A 15,305-nucleotide genomic window follows, 5' to 3' on the forward strand; every position below is an offset into this window, starting at 1 on the left:
GATGGCAATTATTGGAATTCTTGGAACTCCTTACAATACAGTTGAACAATCCCCCTTTTGGTGGAACAAAGTAAGCTATACTCGTCAATCATTTATTGATGTTTTTCAGGATTTAGGTCATACTGTGATTATTCTTCCTGTTGACAAAACCGAAAATATAAAAAATTACCTGACACTGGTAGATAAAATTGTACTGACTGGTGGGGCAGATGTCAGTCCTTATCTCTATGGTGAGGAGCCTAATGCTAAATTAGGAACAACTGATCCGATTCGTGACCGTTTTGAGCTTGCCACAATCAAAGCTGCTCTAGAAGCAAATAAACCTATTTTGGGCATTTGTCGTGGCCTACAGTTACTCAATGTTTATTTTGGCGGAAGTCTTTATCAAGACTTGAGTCAAACTTCAAGTCAGATAAAACATCTCCAAAGTCCAACACCACAAGAAATTCCAACTCATCATATTAGTGTTGAAAAAGAAAGTGCCTTGGGCTTCTTGCCTGAAAATTATATGGTTAATTCTTTCCATCATCAAGTCATTAAAGATTTGGGCCAAGGCTTGACGGCCATTGCTCATGGAAACGATGGCTTAGTTGAAGCGATTGAAAATAAAGAAAAACATGTGCTTGCTGTCCAATGGCACCCAGAATGTACTTGGGAAACTGAGCATTTTGATAAGAAAATTTTTGAAATTTTCGCTAACGGAACCATATAAAAGTTAAAAAACCGTCATAAATCTTTTTTATGGTGGTTTTTTTAAGATTATGTTAATATTATGTCTATATTAAAAGTCAGCTCACTCGTAACCAACTTCCAAATTTAAAATAAAAACTGAGCTGACAAAATTTCTAAGGAGAAATTGATATGAAAAAAATAAAATTGTTGACTCTTGCAACAGTTGGAATTGCCTCAATTGGCTTACTTGCTGCTTGCTCGTCAAAAGATAATTCATCTTCTAAATCAACAGATAAAGTAACAACCGTAACTGTTGCAACTTCTGCCGCTTCTGTCCCTTATGAATACAGCGAAAATGGCAAAATGACTGGTTTTGAATATGATATTTTAAAAGCTGCTGACAAAGACATGAAGGATTATAAATTCGACTTTAAAGTCTATGAAGATAGTGCAATTTTGGCTGCTTTAGACGGTGGCCGTGCACAAATTGCGGCAAATAATTTTGGTAAGACAAAAGCACGTTCTGAAAAATATCTCTTTAGCTATCCTGTTCGCCAAGGAATTGATGCGATTTTCTCAACATCTAAAGAAAATATTACAAAAATCTCTCAACTTGCTGGTAAAACGACAGAAATTCCTGCTGGAACCAACTATGGTGATATGTTTGAAAGCTGGAACAAAAATCATCCAGACAAAAAAATCAATGTTAAATATAGTCAACGTCCTTTAGCTGACCGACTATCTGCCATTTCTAGTGGACAAATTGATTTCTTATTTGCTTCTAAAGCACCTGCAGAAAACTTAATTAAAGAACACGCAATCACAGGTTTAGTGGACACTGTTCCAACTGATTTGGATAAACAATCAGAATTTAAAACTTATGATTACTTTATCCTTGATAATAGCCAAAGCAAATTGCAAAAAGATTTGAACGTGGAACTCAAAAAACTTTATGACAACGGCACACTTAAAAAACTGTCAGAACAATATTTCCATGACAGCCATATTCCAGCTGCTGACCAATTCAAATAATTAAAAAACTCGTCAATGACGAGTTTTTATTTTACTGACAGCAATCTTTTTATAAATAAAAATGACTGACAGAATACTCAAAAGCTACGCTTTTTTCTGTCAGTCATTTTTTGATTAATTTATTTATTTAAAGCAGCATCCAAATGAGCCAATACTTTTTCTTTTCCAAGAAGTGCAATTGTTTCTGGCAATTCTGGACCATGCATTGAACCTGAAGCTGCAATACGAATTGGCATCCAGAGCATTTTACCTTTTACGCCAGTTTCTTTTTGAGTCGCTTTAAAGAGTGGGAAAATATTTTCCACTGTAAAATCATTTTCAGGAAGTTCAGCCAATTTTGCACGGAAAGTACTCAAAGCTAATGGTGTTGTTTCAGCAGCCAACATTTCACGTGCTTCATCAGTTAATTCTGGGAAATCTCCATAGAAAAGGTCTGTTAATTCAACAATTTCATCTGCTGATTTCATTTGTGGTTGATAAAGTTTAACCAGTTCCTCAGCACGTTCATCAAAGCGATTAGCAGCAACGAGGAATGGTTTTGTCAATTCAAATACTTTAGCAAAATCAGCATTTTTGATGTATTCATTATCCAACCAGTCCAATTTCTTTTGATCAAAGGCTGCTGGTGATTTAGACAAACGATGTTCATCAAAAAGTTCAATTAATTCTTCACGAGAGAAAATTTCTTTTTCTCCACCAGGATTCCAGCCCAAAAGTGCAATAAAGTTGAAAATGGCATCAGACATGTAACCTTTTTTACGGTAGTCTTCAATAAACTGAAGTGTATTTGTGTCACGTTTTGATAATTTTTTCCCAGTTTCAGAATTAATAATCAAAGTCATGTGACCAAATTGTGGTGCTTCCCAACCCAAAGCATCGTAAACAACTAATTGTTTTGGTGTATTGGCAATATGGTCATCTCCACGGATAACATGTGAGATTTGCATATCATGGTCATCAACAACAACAGCAAAATTGTAAGTTGGGTAACCATCACGTTTTTGGATTACCCAATCTCCACCGATGTTTTTACCTTCAAATTCAATGTCGCCTTTAACAATATCATTCCATTTATAAATTGCTTTTTCATCAACAGAAATACGAACAACCGGTTCAATATTTTGCGCTTTACGCTCCGCGATATAAGCTGCTTTTTCATCATCGCTCATGCCAGCATATTCGTTAATATAATGTGGAGCAATTCCTGCTGCTTCTTGTTTCGCATGGTCAGCTTCAAGTTCTTCTGGCGTTTTATAAGAATAATAAGCTTTTCCTTCAGTCAACAATTGGTCAATATATTTTTGATATAAAGGCAAACGTTCTGATTGACGGTAGTTTTCATGTGTTTCAGGACTTTCATCCCAATCCATTCCCAACCAACGAAGGTTTTCAAGTTGTGAACGTTCACCATCTTCTACGTGACGTTCACGGTCTGTATCTTCAATACGGATGATAAAATCTCCCCCGTGATGACGGGCAAAAAGATAGTTAAAAAGGGCTGTACGAGCATTCCCGATATGCAAAAGTCCTGTTGGTGATGGTGCGTAACGGACGCGGATTTTTTTATTCATATTAATCCAATTCTCCTCATTAATTCGTTCACTTCTTTTCTGTAAGAAATGAATCGTTCTTGGTTTTAAATAGCCTAAACTACTCTAACAATCACCTCTATTTTACCACAAATTAAGAAAGCATGCCGACCTAAAATTCATTTGTAATCTATCATTGACAAATTTAATCTAAGAATTGAAGAAATCGTTCATCCCAAAGATGGTTTTCATAAAAATCAACGATTTCTTTTGCTGACAGCCATTTACTATCAAAAGTTGAACTTGCCCCTCTTTGCATCCAATTTTGATAGCCCAGACCATGAGCAAAAACAAGCGTCGTGTTAACACAAAATTCAGTTTGAGCACCGCAAAATTCAATCAATTTTACTGACAAGTCTGTCAGTAATTTTTGCAGTTCCGTTTGATAGAAACCATTGGCATGCGTTTTTTCAACATACTTGTCAGTAGATGCTGTCAGCAATTCTGGAATCATTTGCCAACCAAAACTTTCTTTTATCAGTTCATCATCATTATGCTGGATAAAAATAATCGGTTTTTTAGCCTTTCGATAAGTAAGAATTCGTTGATTAATTTGCTCAATTAATTCTTCTCGCCGATAAATCCCGGCACATACCTCATTTTGCATATCAATTACAATTAAAGCATCACTTGTTTTCATCTTTTTATTCCTTTCAAAAATTGATTTTCTTAGCATTAGTATAAGACAATCTCTCCAGAAAACAAAGAATTTACAACCAAAATCAAAATAACACCCCAAAGAATGTTATTTTTGTAGTAATCATTTATAATTTTCTAGTTGAGAGATTCTTCCTCAATAAATGAGTAACCAATTGCCTTTGTGGCAACAAAAGTAACTAAAGACGCGATAATTAATGACATCGTGGTATCCGATAAGAAATGTGCACCAATTCGGACCCGAGCAGCCATCATTAAAAGTGTGAAAACAAATCCGCTGTAAGCCAAAATCTTTTGGCCTTTAAGATTTTTTCTGTCAGCAAAAAATGGTAAAAAGAGTGCTGCAGCCGCTGCGATTGTATGACCTGACGGGAATGATTGATGACCTGTTTGACCGTTCAAATGCCACCAATTAGTGAACGTTCCTTTGGTAGAGGAAACAATTTCCTTAACCTCATAAGGGCGAAAACGCCCCCAATTAACTTTCATCGTATTGACAATTGAGTTGCTGACATAAACGACAGCAATCCCAGCAATCGCCACAATAATCAATTGACTTAATTCTTCGTAAGTTTTCTTGCTCAGCCATCTATAAATCAAAAATGTTCCGATGACCAGGATAATAAATGTAAAAAGTGCTTCAAGTCCGAAAGAATAAGTCGCTGTGGCTCCAATGCTGTTATTCGCTGCACCCATTGGCTGATGATTTTTGATGTTATGAAGTGTGGTCACACCGTAAAACATCCAACCATCAACCCAGCCCCATGCTGACCAATAAGCAAAGCCAAGTCCAGAAATCGCTAAAATCCATTTTGTCAGTTGATTATCTTGTCTTAGACCATAAATGAAGATAATTTCCGCTGAAATAAAAGGGATAAGCGCTGACGGAAACATTCCAAAAATCTGAAAAAGATTACCAAAAATTGAATTTTGATCCATAACCATTTTAGAAATTTGCAAATCCCCCAAAGACGCAATAATTAATAAAAGAGCTGAAATTCCAATTAAAATTTCTAGGAATTTTTTCCGCTTGTGTTCATATAACCTCCATTGGTTTGATTACTACCCTTTCATTTTATCCCAATCTCCAAAGTTCAATGTAAACTTTTGGTAAATCTTAAGTAAACAATTGGTTAAGGATATTTTATACCATTTTTTAATTTTATAAATTTCTTTTATAATTTGAATTCATTATTAATCAATAACTTTTTATTCTTTTAATTACTAACGATGATTATTGATTTCCTTTCCGTTCAGTCTATGTTAGAATTAATTGTATGAATGAAATTACTTATACTCAAATTATGCCAAATGATATAGATGATGTCATCCGTATTGAAAGAGCTACTTTCTCAGAAAATGAAGCCCTCTCTGTAGAGTCAATGATCGAAAGAATTAACTTAATTCCTGATAGCTTTATTGCAGCAAGAAATAGTGAAGGAACTGTCGTAGGTTACGTTTCTGGTCCTGTTACAGAAGGTCGTTACTTAGATGATGAATCTTTTGAACGTACCGAAGCCAATCCCAAAACAGGTGGTTTCCAAAAAATCATCAGTTTAACCGTTGACCCTGATTATCAAGGCTTAGGAATTGCAACAAACTTACTCCTTTTACTTGAAAAAGAAGCCAAATCGAAAAAACGTTTGGGAATCAGTCTTACTTGCCATGATTATTTAGTTCCCTATTATGAAAAACACGGCTTTACTGACGAAGGACTTTCCGAGTCAAAATTCGGCGGAGAAACTTGGTACAATATGGTCATGGAATTTTAAAAAACAAAAGTTACTAACAAACCTGTCAGTAACTTTTTTTATTGATAAATTTTCAATTTTACTGACAGACTTATCAATAAAATCTATTTATTACTTTCGAGCAAAATAATCATTCAAATCTTGACGATATTTATTTCGCCAATCCTTTTTATTATCACTTAATAATTCATCAGCAAAAGTTGCAACATCATCGCCCAGAACCTCTGCTGGGCTCCGCCCATCAACTACTGCCAGTTCAAATAATTCAATAATATCATTAAAAATATGCCAATCTGTTGCCCCCATTTTGAACATATATTTTTGAATTGAACGATAAGCCTGATAAAAATCTTTAGGTAATTTTTTAGCTCGATTTTGCATTTCTTGCCAGTTTTTTTTTCAGCGAGAAGGTCACTAATTTTATCTAAAACCATTTTTCAGCTCCTTATTAAGTTTATTTTTTTGGTTTTTTTCCCAACTATTATCATCCACCATCTCATCAATAAATGTCGCAACATCTGAACCAATTAAATCAGTCAACTCTTTGTCTTGGATTTTAGCTTCTTCAAGTAAATCAAGAACTTGTCCAAAAATAAATTTGAAATCTGCCCATTTCGTTACCCCAGAGTGCCATATATATTTTTTTAATTCCTTATAATCTTCATAATAATCCTCTCCAAGTTTCTGAGCACGATTTTCAAATTCGCGAAATTCTCTTTTTTCTTTAAGACCAATCATTCTATCAACAATATTTCTATGCTCCACCATGGTTTTCTCCCTTCTGCTCACTCAATAAATTTTGATGACGTAAAAACTCCAATTTTTCTGAAATAAAAGCCCATTTTTTCCAAAAATTTTCTCGCTCGATTTGCCCTGGCTCATTTAAACGATACCATTTTCGAGCGGGGCCAAGTTTTGAAGGTTTTTTTCTAATCTCAACATACCCTTTCTTTTCAAGACGCATCGTAATCGTATATACCGTTCCTTCTACAACATCTTCAAAACCAAGTTCTCGCAGTTTTTGAGTAATTTCATAACCATAAGTTTCCCCTTGACCAATGATTTCTAAAACACAACCCTCAAGAACTCCTTTCAACATTTCTGTAATTTGATTCATTTTTTCCTCCGCTATTTAGTAATACTAACTACATCTACATAGTATTACAATATAGCTAAAATGTCAATATTTACCACTTTTATTAGAATAAAAAAACTGCTAAAAAGCAGTTTTAATAAATTATTTTTCAAAATTAATAACTTTAGTTTGACCTTTAAAATTTTCATAAAGGACCGATTCAATCCTTAAAGCAATAATTGACATATTCTCCGCATTTTCATGAAGAGATAAGATTAATTCTTCTTTTTTCACAATTTCTTGAGCTTTAGCCTTTTCTAAGATTTCTGCATGAACCCGATTTGAAGTCAAGCGCCCTCCTTTTTCCAACTTATCAAACCAAGTCGTAAAACTCACTTGTGAATTTCTTTTTATATCGCTAATCTTTGAAGCTTTTTTATCCGCAACCATGTAGAAAATATTTTCCGTTTTTTGAGCTTGAATAAAACTCATAATCGTTGTTGAACTCTTTGAATTTTCATCAGTCACACTTAAAGCAAGGTAGCCTGGAAAGTCTTTTAAAAGATAAGCAAGTTCATTTTCTACAGCATTCGTACCAACAACATTAGCCTTTTTACTAGTTTTAAAAATTGTTAACAGAACAAGTGGTAAAGTAAGAAAAACATAAGCAATGATAAGTCCTAAAACAAATCTTAACCAATAATTTCCAAAATTCATTTCTAATATCAAAGCAAAAACAGCTAAAGAAATTAAAAAAACTACAAACAATTGAATAAAACGTTTTAAATACATATTAAACTCCTAAGTACTCAAAATTCATTTAAGATAAAAACCGATAATTTATCGGTTTTCTTCTTTATTTTTTTACTAAATCAGCAAAAATCATTCGACCAGCACTTGTTTGTAGCACCTTAGCAACTTCAACAGTAACTGTTTTATCAATCAATTTTGCAGTATCTTCGATGACAATCATTGTTCCATCTGGCAAATAAGCCACGCCTTGTTGACGTTCAGAACCAGCACGAATAATTTGTACGTTAATATGTTCGCCCACAACAAGTTGTGTTTTCACAGCATTAGCAAGGTCGTTAATGTTAAGAACTTGAACACCCTGAATTTCAGCAACTTTATTAAGATTAAAATCATTCGTCACTAATTTTGAGCCAGTAGAACTTGCATATTTAAGAAGTTTAGTATCAACTTCTCGAACATCTGGAAAATCAACTTGAGAAATTTCAACTTGATCAAATTTAGTTAATTCATTAACCAAATCCAAGCCCCGACGTCCTTTAGCCCTTTTCAGTGGGTCTGAACTATCAGAAATTAATTGTAATTCTAAAATCACAAAATTAGGAACAATAATTTTATCTGAAATGAACCCTGTTTTAATTACATCTAAAATCCGACCATCAATGATTGAACTTGTATCCAATAAGATACTATTATCACTCTTAGATTCACTGACAACTTCCTCAGCAACTTCTGCTGGTTCAGTTGCCATTGCTTCACGGCGCTTACGAAAAAGCACTCGAGCAATTTCGTCTCCTCGTCGATCAAACAAAACATATCCCAAATAAATCATCACCAAAACAAGTATGAATGAAATGATATTACTTAAAATAGGAACATTTAAAAATCTTAATGGAATACTTCCAATAACCCCAACGAGAAGACCAAGAACAATCCCAATAATATTGAAGACCATTTTTGACATATTCATTTTGGAAATTCTAGAATCTATTTTTTTCAACCCATTAAGCATTGAACCGGCAAATATAAATGAAAGAATAATAAAAATAATTGCACCAATCACACCGTCAACAGCTTCGTTCTGCAAAATCCCTGTGTCCCAACCAAATACCTTTAAAATTGATGGTACAACAGCAACACCTAGCGATGCTCCGATGACAGTCATAACAAGATGAATAATCCAACGACGCATATCTTTTCCTCCTTTTAGAAAATGGATAGGCTTACAAGAAAGCCCTGTGTCAATTATACCACACGCTCCTTTAATATTGCTTATCCAAACACAAGAAATCTATTGAATTTCTCATGCTATATTTATTATATTATAACTTATTTTCCTTTTTAACAGTTATTTAATTTTTTATTTTAAATGGAGTGCATTAGATGATCATTGTGCTATAATGGCTTTATCTTTTACAGATTATGAAGGAAAAAATTATGTTTAAATCCGCAGTCCATTCTAAAGAAAGTTTACTTGTTGCTCTATTACTTGCCATGAATACAGGCTTTGTTGATGCCTTTACCTTTTTTCATTTTGACGGCCGTTTCGCTAGTCTCCAAACTGGGAATTTGATTCAGACTGGAATTAATTTAGCCCATGGAAATTTGGAAAAAGCTTTTCAATTTATAATTCCAATTTTATTTTTTGCACTAGGTGCACTTTTCAAGACCTTATTCACCAAATATAAAACCCAAAATAATCAAAGTGAAATTGAATCCCTTCTCTTCATACAAATGATTGGTATTTTACTCATTTCTCTCGCCTTCGCTACTTTTTTACATTTATCAGCCTCACTTTTTGTTGGAATTCTCTCCTTTTTTATGGTTATTCAAGGTGATACCTTTACCCGAGTTAGAGGACTTCCTTATGCTAATATCATGTCCACAGGTAATATCAAAGCTTTTGGAACAAATCTAGGACAATATATAGTTTCTAAAAATACTAAGGACTTAAAAAATTCACTCATTTTCTTATCTCTTGCTTTATCATTTGTTGTGGGAGCCTTTATTTCTTCACTTTTAAGTTTATGGTTAGGTGATTTTACATTAATCGGCTCTAGTCTATTAGTTCTATTAGCTTATTATTCTTATAAGATAAGTCATTCATAAAAAGCAAAGGCTATTTCATTAACGAAATAGCCTTATTTTTATATTAGCCAAAGACCAGTTTTAAACATTCAGTTAAAGTTGTTACTCCAATCACTTGAATCTGTTCAGGAATATCAATCCCTACAATTGAATTTTTTGGAGCATATACTTTTTTAAACCCTAGTTTTGCAGCTTCATTCAATCTTTGTTCAATTCGGGTCACCCGACGAATTTCACCCGTTAAACCAATTTCACCAATAAAACATTCACGCGCATCTGTTGGAAGTTCTTTATAACTTGAAGCCACAGCGACCGCGACCGCGAGGTCAATGGCTGGCTCATCCAATTTTACTCCCCCCGCAGATTTGAGGTAGGCATCTTGATTTTGCATCAAAAGCCCCGTTCTCTTCTCAAGCACCGCCATAATTAAACTTACACGGTTAAAATCTAGACCTGAGGTCGTCCTTTTAGCATTTCCAAACATTGTCGGTGTCGTCAGTGCTTGTATTTCAACTAATATGGGCCGTGTTCCTTCAAGTGCACAAACAATTGCAGATCCAGTTGAGCCCTCTAAACGTTCTTCTAAAAAGACCTCTGAGGGATTAGTCACTTCGACCAGGCCATGACCCTGCATCTCAAAAATTCCAATTTCATTAGTTGAACCAAAACGGTTTTTTACAGCACGAAGAATTCTAAATGTATTATTTCGTTCTCCTTCAAAATACAGCACCGTATCAACCATATGCTCTAACATCCTTGGCCCAGCCAGCTGACCTTCTTTAGTCACATGACCAACAATAAAGGTCGCAATATCATTCGTTTTAGCAATTTGCATCAATTCTCCAGTCACTTCACGAACTTGACTTACTGAGCCTTGAGTTGATTGAATTTCTGGTGTCATAATTGTTTGAATGGAATCAATAATTAAGAAGTTAGGTTTTAAACGCTCAACTTCTGCACGAATCGACTGCATATTTGTTTCAGCATAGAGATAAAAGTCACGGTCAATATCTCCTAAACGCTCAGCTCTTAGTTTAATTTGTTGGGCTGATTCTTCACCACTCACATAAAGCACACGACCTCTAGAAGCCAATTGAGTAGAAACCTGTAAAAGTAAGGTTGATTTACCTATCCCAGGGTCTCCCCCAATCAGAACTAATGAACCAGGAACAACACCCCCTCCTAATACACGATTAAATTCATCTAAGTCCGTTTCAATCCGAGGAGTATCAAATAATTCAACTTCATCTAGCTTCAATGGTTTTGAACGTTCGCCAGTCATTGAAACACGTTGATTTTTAACTTCTTGGACTTCAACTTCTTCAACAAAAGAAGACCATTCGCCACAGTTTGGACAACGTCCTAAGTATTTTGCAGACTTATAGCCACAATTTTGACAAACAAATGATGATTTTTTCTTCGCCATTTCCCCTCCACTTATTCATACGTAAAATTTATTAAAATGTAACAAAACAGCGGATAATCCGCTGTTCTATTTGATTAAGGATTTTATTCTTTTACCATTCTATCATATTTCAGACCGTCTGACATAAATCTTAGATAAAAATAATTGTAAGTTTTTGCCTTTATATCAATAACCATACCTGATGGACAAACCATTTCATTTAACTTTATTACTATCGTAGATATTTATACTTTAACATTCGCCTATATCAAAAATAAATCTCTTTATTTTCAATATTAATCTTTAATTCTATACTATTATGTTAGTAACTAAAAAATCTTATTATATAAATAAGACCTTTCATATTTAAAATATATACTGTAAAAAATATGCCATTGAACAGAATCGAACTGTCGACCTTCACCTTACCATGGTGCTGCTCTACCGACTGAGCTACAACGGCTAAAATAAATAAATTGAGTGGCCTGACTAGATTAGAAATTTAATCTAATCAGACAGAGCTAGACTATAAGCAAGGCTGATGCGAAAGAGAGTCAATCACAACTCAACACATGCACCCACAGAACCCCCCGCCAACATCATAACACTCAATTTAGTATTTTATTATTACTTCAAGATTTAATACAATTAAACCAATTCAATGATTGCCATAGGCGCAGCATCACCACGACGTGGTTCTACTTTAAGGATACGAGTGTAACCACCGTTACGTCCTTCGTAGCGTTTAGCAAGGTCGTTGAATAATTTTTGAAGGGCAGTTGGGAAAGTTTCAGTTTCTTCGTTGAAATCTTTAATTGCGATTTCATTACGTACGTAAGCAGCTGCTGCACGACGAGCTGAAAGGTCACCTTTTTTACCAAGCGTAATCATTTTTTCTACTGTACGACGAACTTCTTTAGCGCGAGCTTCAGTTGTAACGATAGTTTCGTTGATGATCAAATCTGTAGTCAAATCACGAAGCATAGCTTTACGTTGTGAAGATGTACGTCCGAGTTTACGATTGCTCATTTGTTTCCTCCTATATTATTATTTTCTTTTTTTAAGGGAAAGTCCCAATTCAGTCAATTTAACTTTGACTTCTTCTACTGATTTGTGACCGAGGTTTTTGACTTTAATCATGTCAGCTTCGCTCATTTCAACAATATCAGCAACAGTGTTGATACCTGCGCGTTTCAAACCATTGTAAGCACGAACTGAGAAGTCCATTTCTTCAATAATTTTATCGAGCACACGTTCTGTTTTAACTTCATCTTTAACAACAAGTGTTTCGGCTTCAGCTGCAACTTCTGAAAGATCAACGAACAAGTTCAAGTGGTCTGTCAAGATTTTAGCTGAGAGTGACAAAGCTTCGTCAGAAACGATAGTACCGTTTGTAGTAATTTCAAGTGTTAATTTATCGTAGCTAGAATCTCCACCAACACGGGCAGGTTCTACTTGATAATTTACTTTACTTACTGGTGTGTAAATTGAGTCTACAGCAATTGTGCCAATTGGCGCTCCATCGACTTTATTTTCGTCAGCCGGAACATAGCCGTATCCTTTTTTAACAGTCATTACAGCACGCATTGAGTGACCTTCAGCAATAGAGAACAAGTAATGGTCTTTGTTGACAATTTCAATGTCGCTATCAGTTAAGATATCACCAGCAGTAACATCCATAGGACCAGTTACGTCAAGTTCGATTTGTTTTTCAGACTCTACGTATGATTTGATGGCAATTCCTTTAACCGCAAGAACGATTTGGATGACATCTTCACGTACGCCAGGGATTGTTGCGAATTCGTGTTGAACACCTTCAATTTGAATTGAAGTCACAGCAGCACCAGGAAGTGATGACAAAAGGACGCGACGCAGAGAGTTACCTAAAGTTGTACCATAACCACGTTCAAGTGGTTCAACAACGAATTTACCGTAATTTTCTGATTCGTCAAATTTAGTAATTTTTGGTTTTTCAAACTCAATCATGTATGTTCTCCTCTAAGCGAAAAGTGATTAGTGACAAGAGCAACTAATTATACACGACGACGTTTTGGAGGACGTGCACCATTGTGAGGTACAGGAGTCACATCACTGATAGATGTTACATTAAGACCAGCTGCAGCGAGTGCGCGGATAGCTGATTCGCGACCTGAACCAGGACCTTTAACTGTAACAGATACAGTTTTCAAACCTTGCTCTTGAGCAGCTTTAGCAGCAGCTTCTGAAGCCATTTGAGCGGCGAAAGGTGTAGATTTTTTAGAACCTTTAAAACCAAGTGCACCAGCTGATGACCAAGCAAGGGCGTTACCATGAACGTCTGTGATCATAACGATTGTGTTGTTGAATGTTGATTGGATATGAACAATTCCAGATTCAATATTCTTTTTAACACGACGTTTACGTGTAATTTTTGCCATTTTAACTCCTTTCTATTTAATTATTTTTTCTTACCTGCGATTGATTTAGCAGGACCTTTACGTGTACGAGCGTTGTTCTTAGTGTTTTGTCCACGTGTAGGAAGTCCACGACGGTGACGCATACCACGGTAAGAACCGATTTCCATCAAACGTTTGATGTTAAGTGACACTTCACGACGAAGGTCTCCTTCGAGTTTCAAGCCATCGAGTTCACGACGGATTGCATCTTCTTGATCTGATGTCAAATCTTTTGTACGGATATCTTCTGAGACACCTGCAGCTGCAAGTACTTTTTTAGATGTTTGAAGTCCAACACCGAATACATATGTTAATGAAATAACAATGCGTTTTTCGTTTGGAATATCAACTCCAGCAAAACGAGCCATATTTTTCTATTTCCTTTCTATCCCTGACGTTGTTTGTGTTTTGGATTGGCAGGGCAAATTACCATTACACGACCGTTACGACGAATAACTTTACAGTATTCGCAGATTGGTTTAACTGATGGTCTTACTTTCATTGTGTCTTCCTTTCTATGGTTACTGTGCATCATGCACTCAATGAATGTCCGGATTACTTAAATCGGTAAGTAATTCGTCCGCGTGTCAAATCGTATGGTGAGAGTTCAACTTGAACCTTGTCTCCAGGCAAGATACGGATATAATTCTTTCGAATTTTTCCTGAAATCGTCGCCAAGACTTGGTGACCATTTTCGAGTTCAACCGTGAACATCGCATTCGGCATGGTGTCAACGACTTTGCCGTCTACTTCAATTACATCATCTTTTGCCAAGCAAAAGTACCTCCTTAGAAATTTCCCGAAAGATATATACTATATATATCTAAAAAGTCGGACTTATGTATTTTAGCATTTTTCAGCAACAAATGCAAGTCTTTCTTTCAGAAAAGCCTTTATTTTTCTAGCTTGAGTACAGGTTTAATTTATTACTCGCTTTCAAAGCTATTCATGGCAATGTTTTCGGGTGTTTCATTTTTATAATTTTACTGACAGAGAGCTTATCAGTAAAATTTTGTATTTTAATCTTGCTATTTTACTAAAAAAACCTCTGACAGAGGTTTTTATTTTCATTATCCTAAAACTTTTTTAATATCTTCTGTTACTTGGCTAATTTCTTGTTCACCTTCAATGTTTTTAACAAGTCCAAGTTCAGTGTAGTGTTCAATAATTGGAGCTGATTCTTTAATATTGACATCCAAACGATTTTTAACTGTTTCTGGAACATCATCCGCACGTTGATAAAGGTCATGACTACCACAAACGTCACAAACACCTTCAACTTTAGTTGGATTGAAGATTTTATGATAAGTTGCACCACAGTTACGGCAGATGTAACGGCCACTTAAACGGTCAACCAAAATATCTGGGTTAACAACGATATTTACAACAGCATCAAGCTTGATTCCAAGTTCTTCAAGCATTGTATCAAGTGCATGAGCTTGGTCAATCGTACGTGGGTATCCGTCAAGCAAGAAGCCTGAAGCTTTGATATCATCTTGTGCTAAACGTTCTTTAACAATTCCATTCGTTACTTCATCAGGCACGAGTTCACCTTTATCGATGAAAGATTTAGCAAGTTTACCCATTTCAGTTTCATTTTTCATTGCGGCACGGAACATGTCACCTGTTGAAATGTGGTTCACTCCATAATTTTTAACGATGAACTCAGCTTGAGTTCCTTTACCAGCTCCTGGAAGTCCCATGATTAATAAATTCATTTTGTTTTCTCCTGATTTTAATTTATAAATTACTGACAGAACTGTCAGTAAATTGCAGATGTTCTCTGTGATTTTACCTACACTATTTTAGCGTATTTTTGCTAAAAAATAAAGAAAAACCTTGTCTAATGAC

The 15,305-nt window shown here is 35.2% G+C and carries 20 protein-coding genes and 1 tRNA gene; 4 read left to right on the plus strand and 17 right to left on the minus strand.

Annotated features, from left to right (window positions below; genetic code table 11):
* Position 1 precedes the first annotated feature (1 nt).
* Together ACRYLU_RS10525 and ACRYLU_RS10530 are read left to right on the plus strand one after the other, a co-directional pair.
* Positions 2-712 (plus strand): gamma-glutamyl-gamma-aminobutyrate hydrolase family protein, encoded by a 711-nt coding sequence (locus ACRYLU_RS10525; protein WP_012898590.1) that lies wholly within the window; start codon positions 2-4, stop codon positions 710-712.
* Positions 713-861: 149 nt separating this feature from the next.
* A complete protein-coding gene (locus ACRYLU_RS10530; RefSeq protein WP_021723083.1) occupies positions 862-1,704 on the plus strand; it encodes an amino acid ABC transporter substrate-binding protein in 843 nt (280 codons plus the stop codon).
* 119 nt (positions 1,705-1,823) lie between these two features.
* On the opposite strand, the gene gltX is transcribed toward ACRYLU_RS10530, so the two are convergent.
* From gltX to ACRYLU_RS10545, 3 genes are all read right to left on the minus strand, one after another.
* Entirely contained in the window at positions 1,824-3,275 is a 1,452-nt protein-coding gene (gene gltX, locus ACRYLU_RS10535) for a glutamate--tRNA ligase (RefSeq protein WP_010906290.1), read from the minus strand.
* Between the two features lie 163 nt (positions 3,276-3,438).
* Complete coding sequence (locus tag ACRYLU_RS10540; RefSeq protein WP_085623746.1) at positions 3,439-3,969, minus strand: cysteine hydrolase family protein; 531 nt, start codon at positions 3,967-3,969, stop codon at positions 3,439-3,441.
* A 98-nt stretch (positions 3,970-4,067) separates the two neighbouring features.
* The gene (locus ACRYLU_RS10545) at positions 4,068-4,910 is read right to left on the minus strand and encodes a phosphatase PAP2 family protein (protein ID WP_445080973.1); all 843 of its coding nucleotides are present in this window, start codon (positions 4,908-4,910) and stop codon (positions 4,068-4,070) included.
* Between the two features lie 317 nt (positions 4,911-5,227).
* Between ACRYLU_RS10545 and ACRYLU_RS10550 the strand changes: the two genes are divergently transcribed.
* The gene (locus tag ACRYLU_RS10550; protein WP_012898594.1) at positions 5,228-5,722 is read left to right on the plus strand and encodes a GNAT family N-acetyltransferase; all 495 of its coding nucleotides are present in this window, start codon (positions 5,228-5,230) and stop codon (positions 5,720-5,722) included.
* A 90-nt stretch (positions 5,723-5,812) separates the two neighbouring features.
* Here the strand turns inward: ACRYLU_RS10550 and ACRYLU_RS10555 are convergent, their stop codons facing one another.
* The 5 genes from ACRYLU_RS10555 to ACRYLU_RS10575 all read right to left on the minus strand — a co-directional run bounded on the left by ACRYLU_RS10555 (position 5,813) and on the right by ACRYLU_RS10575 (position 8,718).
* The gene (locus ACRYLU_RS10555) at positions 5,813-6,082 is read right to left on the minus strand and encodes a DUF1048 domain-containing protein (protein WP_445080974.1); all 270 of its coding nucleotides are present in this window, start codon (positions 6,080-6,082) and stop codon (positions 5,813-5,815) included.
* 39 nt (positions 6,083-6,121) lie between these two features.
* A complete protein-coding gene (locus ACRYLU_RS10560) occupies positions 6,122-6,469 on the minus strand; it encodes a DUF1048 domain-containing protein (protein ID WP_195362776.1) in 348 nt (115 codons plus the stop codon).
* Entirely contained in the window at positions 6,456-6,818 is a 363-nt protein-coding gene (locus tag ACRYLU_RS10565) for a PadR family transcriptional regulator (RefSeq protein ID WP_021723076.1), read from the minus strand. The genes ACRYLU_RS10560 and ACRYLU_RS10565 overlap by 14 nt, the downstream gene beginning before the upstream one ends.
* A 120-nt stretch (positions 6,819-6,938) precedes the next feature.
* On the minus strand, positions 6,939-7,568 hold the full coding sequence (locus ACRYLU_RS10570; protein WP_311804241.1) for a pyridoxamine 5'-phosphate oxidase family protein: 630 nt from the start codon (positions 7,566-7,568) through the stop codon (positions 6,939-6,941).
* A 64-nt stretch (positions 7,569-7,632) separates the two neighbouring features.
* Positions 7,633-8,718 carry a PIN/TRAM domain-containing protein gene (locus ACRYLU_RS10575; protein WP_021723074.1) on the minus strand — a complete coding sequence of 362 codons (1,086 nt, stop codon included), beginning with the start codon at positions 8,716-8,718 and terminating at the stop codon, positions 7,633-7,635.
* A gap of 230 nt (positions 8,719-8,948) precedes the next feature.
* Between ACRYLU_RS10575 and ACRYLU_RS10580 the strand changes: the two genes are divergently transcribed.
* Positions 8,949-9,635, plus strand: a complete 687-nt coding sequence (locus ACRYLU_RS10580; protein ID WP_050573393.1) for a YoaK family protein — start codon at positions 8,949-8,951, stop codon at positions 9,633-9,635.
* A gap of 43 nt (positions 9,636-9,678) precedes the next feature.
* Here ACRYLU_RS10580 and radA read toward each other — a convergent pair whose 3' ends face one another.
* The 9 genes from radA to ACRYLU_RS10625 all read right to left on the minus strand — a co-directional run bounded on the left by radA (position 9,679) and on the right by ACRYLU_RS10625 (position 15,172).
* Positions 9,679-11,040, minus strand: coding sequence for a DNA repair protein RadA (gene radA / locus ACRYLU_RS10585; protein WP_003130563.1), 1,362 nt, complete (start codon positions 11,038-11,040; stop codon positions 9,679-9,681).
* Between the two features lie 369 nt (positions 11,041-11,409).
* Positions 11,410-11,482: transfer RNA gene (locus ACRYLU_RS10590), tRNA-Thr, on the minus strand.
* A gap of 185 nt (positions 11,483-11,667) precedes the next feature.
* Entirely contained in the window at positions 11,668-12,048 is a 381-nt protein-coding gene (gene rplQ / locus ACRYLU_RS10595; RefSeq protein WP_003130558.1) for a 50S ribosomal protein L17, read from the minus strand.
* A gap of 18 nt (positions 12,049-12,066) precedes the next feature.
* Complete coding sequence (locus ACRYLU_RS10600; RefSeq protein ID WP_003130557.1) at positions 12,067-13,005, minus strand: DNA-directed RNA polymerase subunit alpha; 939 nt, start codon at positions 13,003-13,005, stop codon at positions 12,067-12,069.
* 47 nt (positions 13,006-13,052) lie between these two features.
* Positions 13,053-13,436 (minus strand): 30S ribosomal protein S11, encoded by a 384-nt coding sequence (gene rpsK / locus ACRYLU_RS10605; RefSeq protein ID WP_010906297.1) that lies wholly within the window; start codon positions 13,434-13,436, stop codon positions 13,053-13,055.
* Positions 13,437-13,456: 20 nt separating this feature from the next.
* Complete coding sequence (gene rpsM, locus ACRYLU_RS10610) at positions 13,457-13,822, minus strand: 30S ribosomal protein S13 (protein ID WP_003130555.1); 366 nt, start codon at positions 13,820-13,822, stop codon at positions 13,457-13,459.
* A gap of 17 nt (positions 13,823-13,839) precedes the next feature.
* A complete protein-coding gene (rpmJ, locus tag ACRYLU_RS10615) occupies positions 13,840-13,956 on the minus strand; it encodes a 50S ribosomal protein L36 (RefSeq protein ID WP_001808836.1) in 117 nt (38 codons plus the stop codon).
* Between the two features lie 53 nt (positions 13,957-14,009).
* Entirely contained in the window at positions 14,010-14,228 is a 219-nt protein-coding gene (infA, locus tag ACRYLU_RS10620) for a translation initiation factor IF-1 (protein WP_003130554.1), read from the minus strand.
* A gap of 296 nt (positions 14,229-14,524) precedes the next feature.
* Positions 14,525-15,172, minus strand: a complete 648-nt coding sequence (locus ACRYLU_RS10625) for an adenylate kinase (RefSeq protein ID WP_010906298.1) — start codon at positions 15,170-15,172, stop codon at positions 14,525-14,527.
* Between the last annotated feature and the right edge of the window lie 133 nt (positions 15,173-15,305).

The sequence above is a fragment of the Lactococcus sp. KTH0-1S genome, from assembly GCF_052544945.1.

Excerpts from the sequence above, each read along its gene's own strand:
- ACRYLU_RS10580 (WP_050573393.1), top strand. The coding sequence starts at position 8,949 with ATGAAGGAAAAAATTATGTTTAAATCCGCAGTCCATTCTAAAGAAAGT.
- ACRYLU_RS10530 (WP_021723083.1), top strand. The coding sequence starts at position 862 with ATGAAAAAAATAAAATTGTTGACTCTTGCAACAGTTGGAATTGCCTCA.
- ACRYLU_RS10625 (WP_010906298.1), bottom strand. The coding sequence starts at position 15,172 with ATGAATTTATTAATCATGGGACTTCCAGGAGCTGGTAAAGGAACTCAA.
- ACRYLU_RS10555 (WP_445080974.1), bottom strand. The coding sequence starts at position 6,082 with ATGCAAAATCGAGCTAAAAAATTACCTAAAGATTTTTATCAGGCTTAT.
- ACRYLU_RS10570 (WP_311804241.1), bottom strand. The coding sequence starts at position 7,568 with ATGTATTTAAAACGTTTTATTCAATTGTTTGTAGTTTTTTTAATTTCT.
- ACRYLU_RS10575 (WP_021723074.1), bottom strand. The coding sequence starts at position 8,718 with ATGCGTCGTTGGATTATTCATCTTGTTATGACTGTCATCGGAGCATCG.
- gltX (WP_010906290.1), bottom strand. The coding sequence starts at position 3,275 with ATGAATAAAAAAATCCGCGTCCGTTACGCACCATCACCAACAGGACTT.
- ACRYLU_RS10525 (WP_012898590.1), top strand. The coding sequence starts at position 2 with ATGGCAATTATTGGAATTCTTGGAACTCCTTACAATACAGTTGAACAA.
- ACRYLU_RS10560 (WP_195362776.1), bottom strand. The coding sequence starts at position 6,469 with ATGGTGGAGCATAGAAATATTGTTGATAGAATGATTGGTCTTAAAGAA.
- radA (WP_003130563.1), bottom strand. The coding sequence starts at position 11,040 with ATGGCGAAGAAAAAATCATCATTTGTTTGTCAAAATTGTGGCTATAAG.
- ACRYLU_RS10550 (WP_012898594.1), top strand. The coding sequence starts at position 5,228 with ATGAATGAAATTACTTATACTCAAATTATGCCAAATGATATAGATGAT.
- rplQ (WP_003130558.1), bottom strand. The coding sequence starts at position 12,048 with ATGAGCAATCGTAAACTCGGACGTACATCTTCACAACGTAAAGCTATG.
- ACRYLU_RS10565 (WP_021723076.1), bottom strand. The coding sequence starts at position 6,818 with ATGAATCAAATTACAGAAATGTTGAAAGGAGTTCTTGAGGGTTGTGTT.
- rpsK (WP_010906297.1), bottom strand. The coding sequence starts at position 13,436 with ATGGCAAAAATTACACGTAAACGTCGTGTTAAAAAGAATATTGAATCT.
- rpsM (WP_003130555.1), bottom strand. The coding sequence starts at position 13,822 with ATGGCTCGTTTTGCTGGAGTTGATATTCCAAACGAAAAACGCATTGTT.
- ACRYLU_RS10600 (WP_003130557.1), bottom strand. The coding sequence starts at position 13,005 with ATGATTGAGTTTGAAAAACCAAAAATTACTAAATTTGACGAATCAGAA.
- rpmJ (WP_001808836.1), bottom strand. The coding sequence starts at position 13,956 with ATGAAAGTAAGACCATCAGTTAAACCAATCTGCGAATACTGTAAAGTT.
- ACRYLU_RS10540 (WP_085623746.1), bottom strand. The coding sequence starts at position 3,969 with ATGCTAAGAAAATCAATTTTTGAAAGGAATAAAAAGATGAAAACAAGT.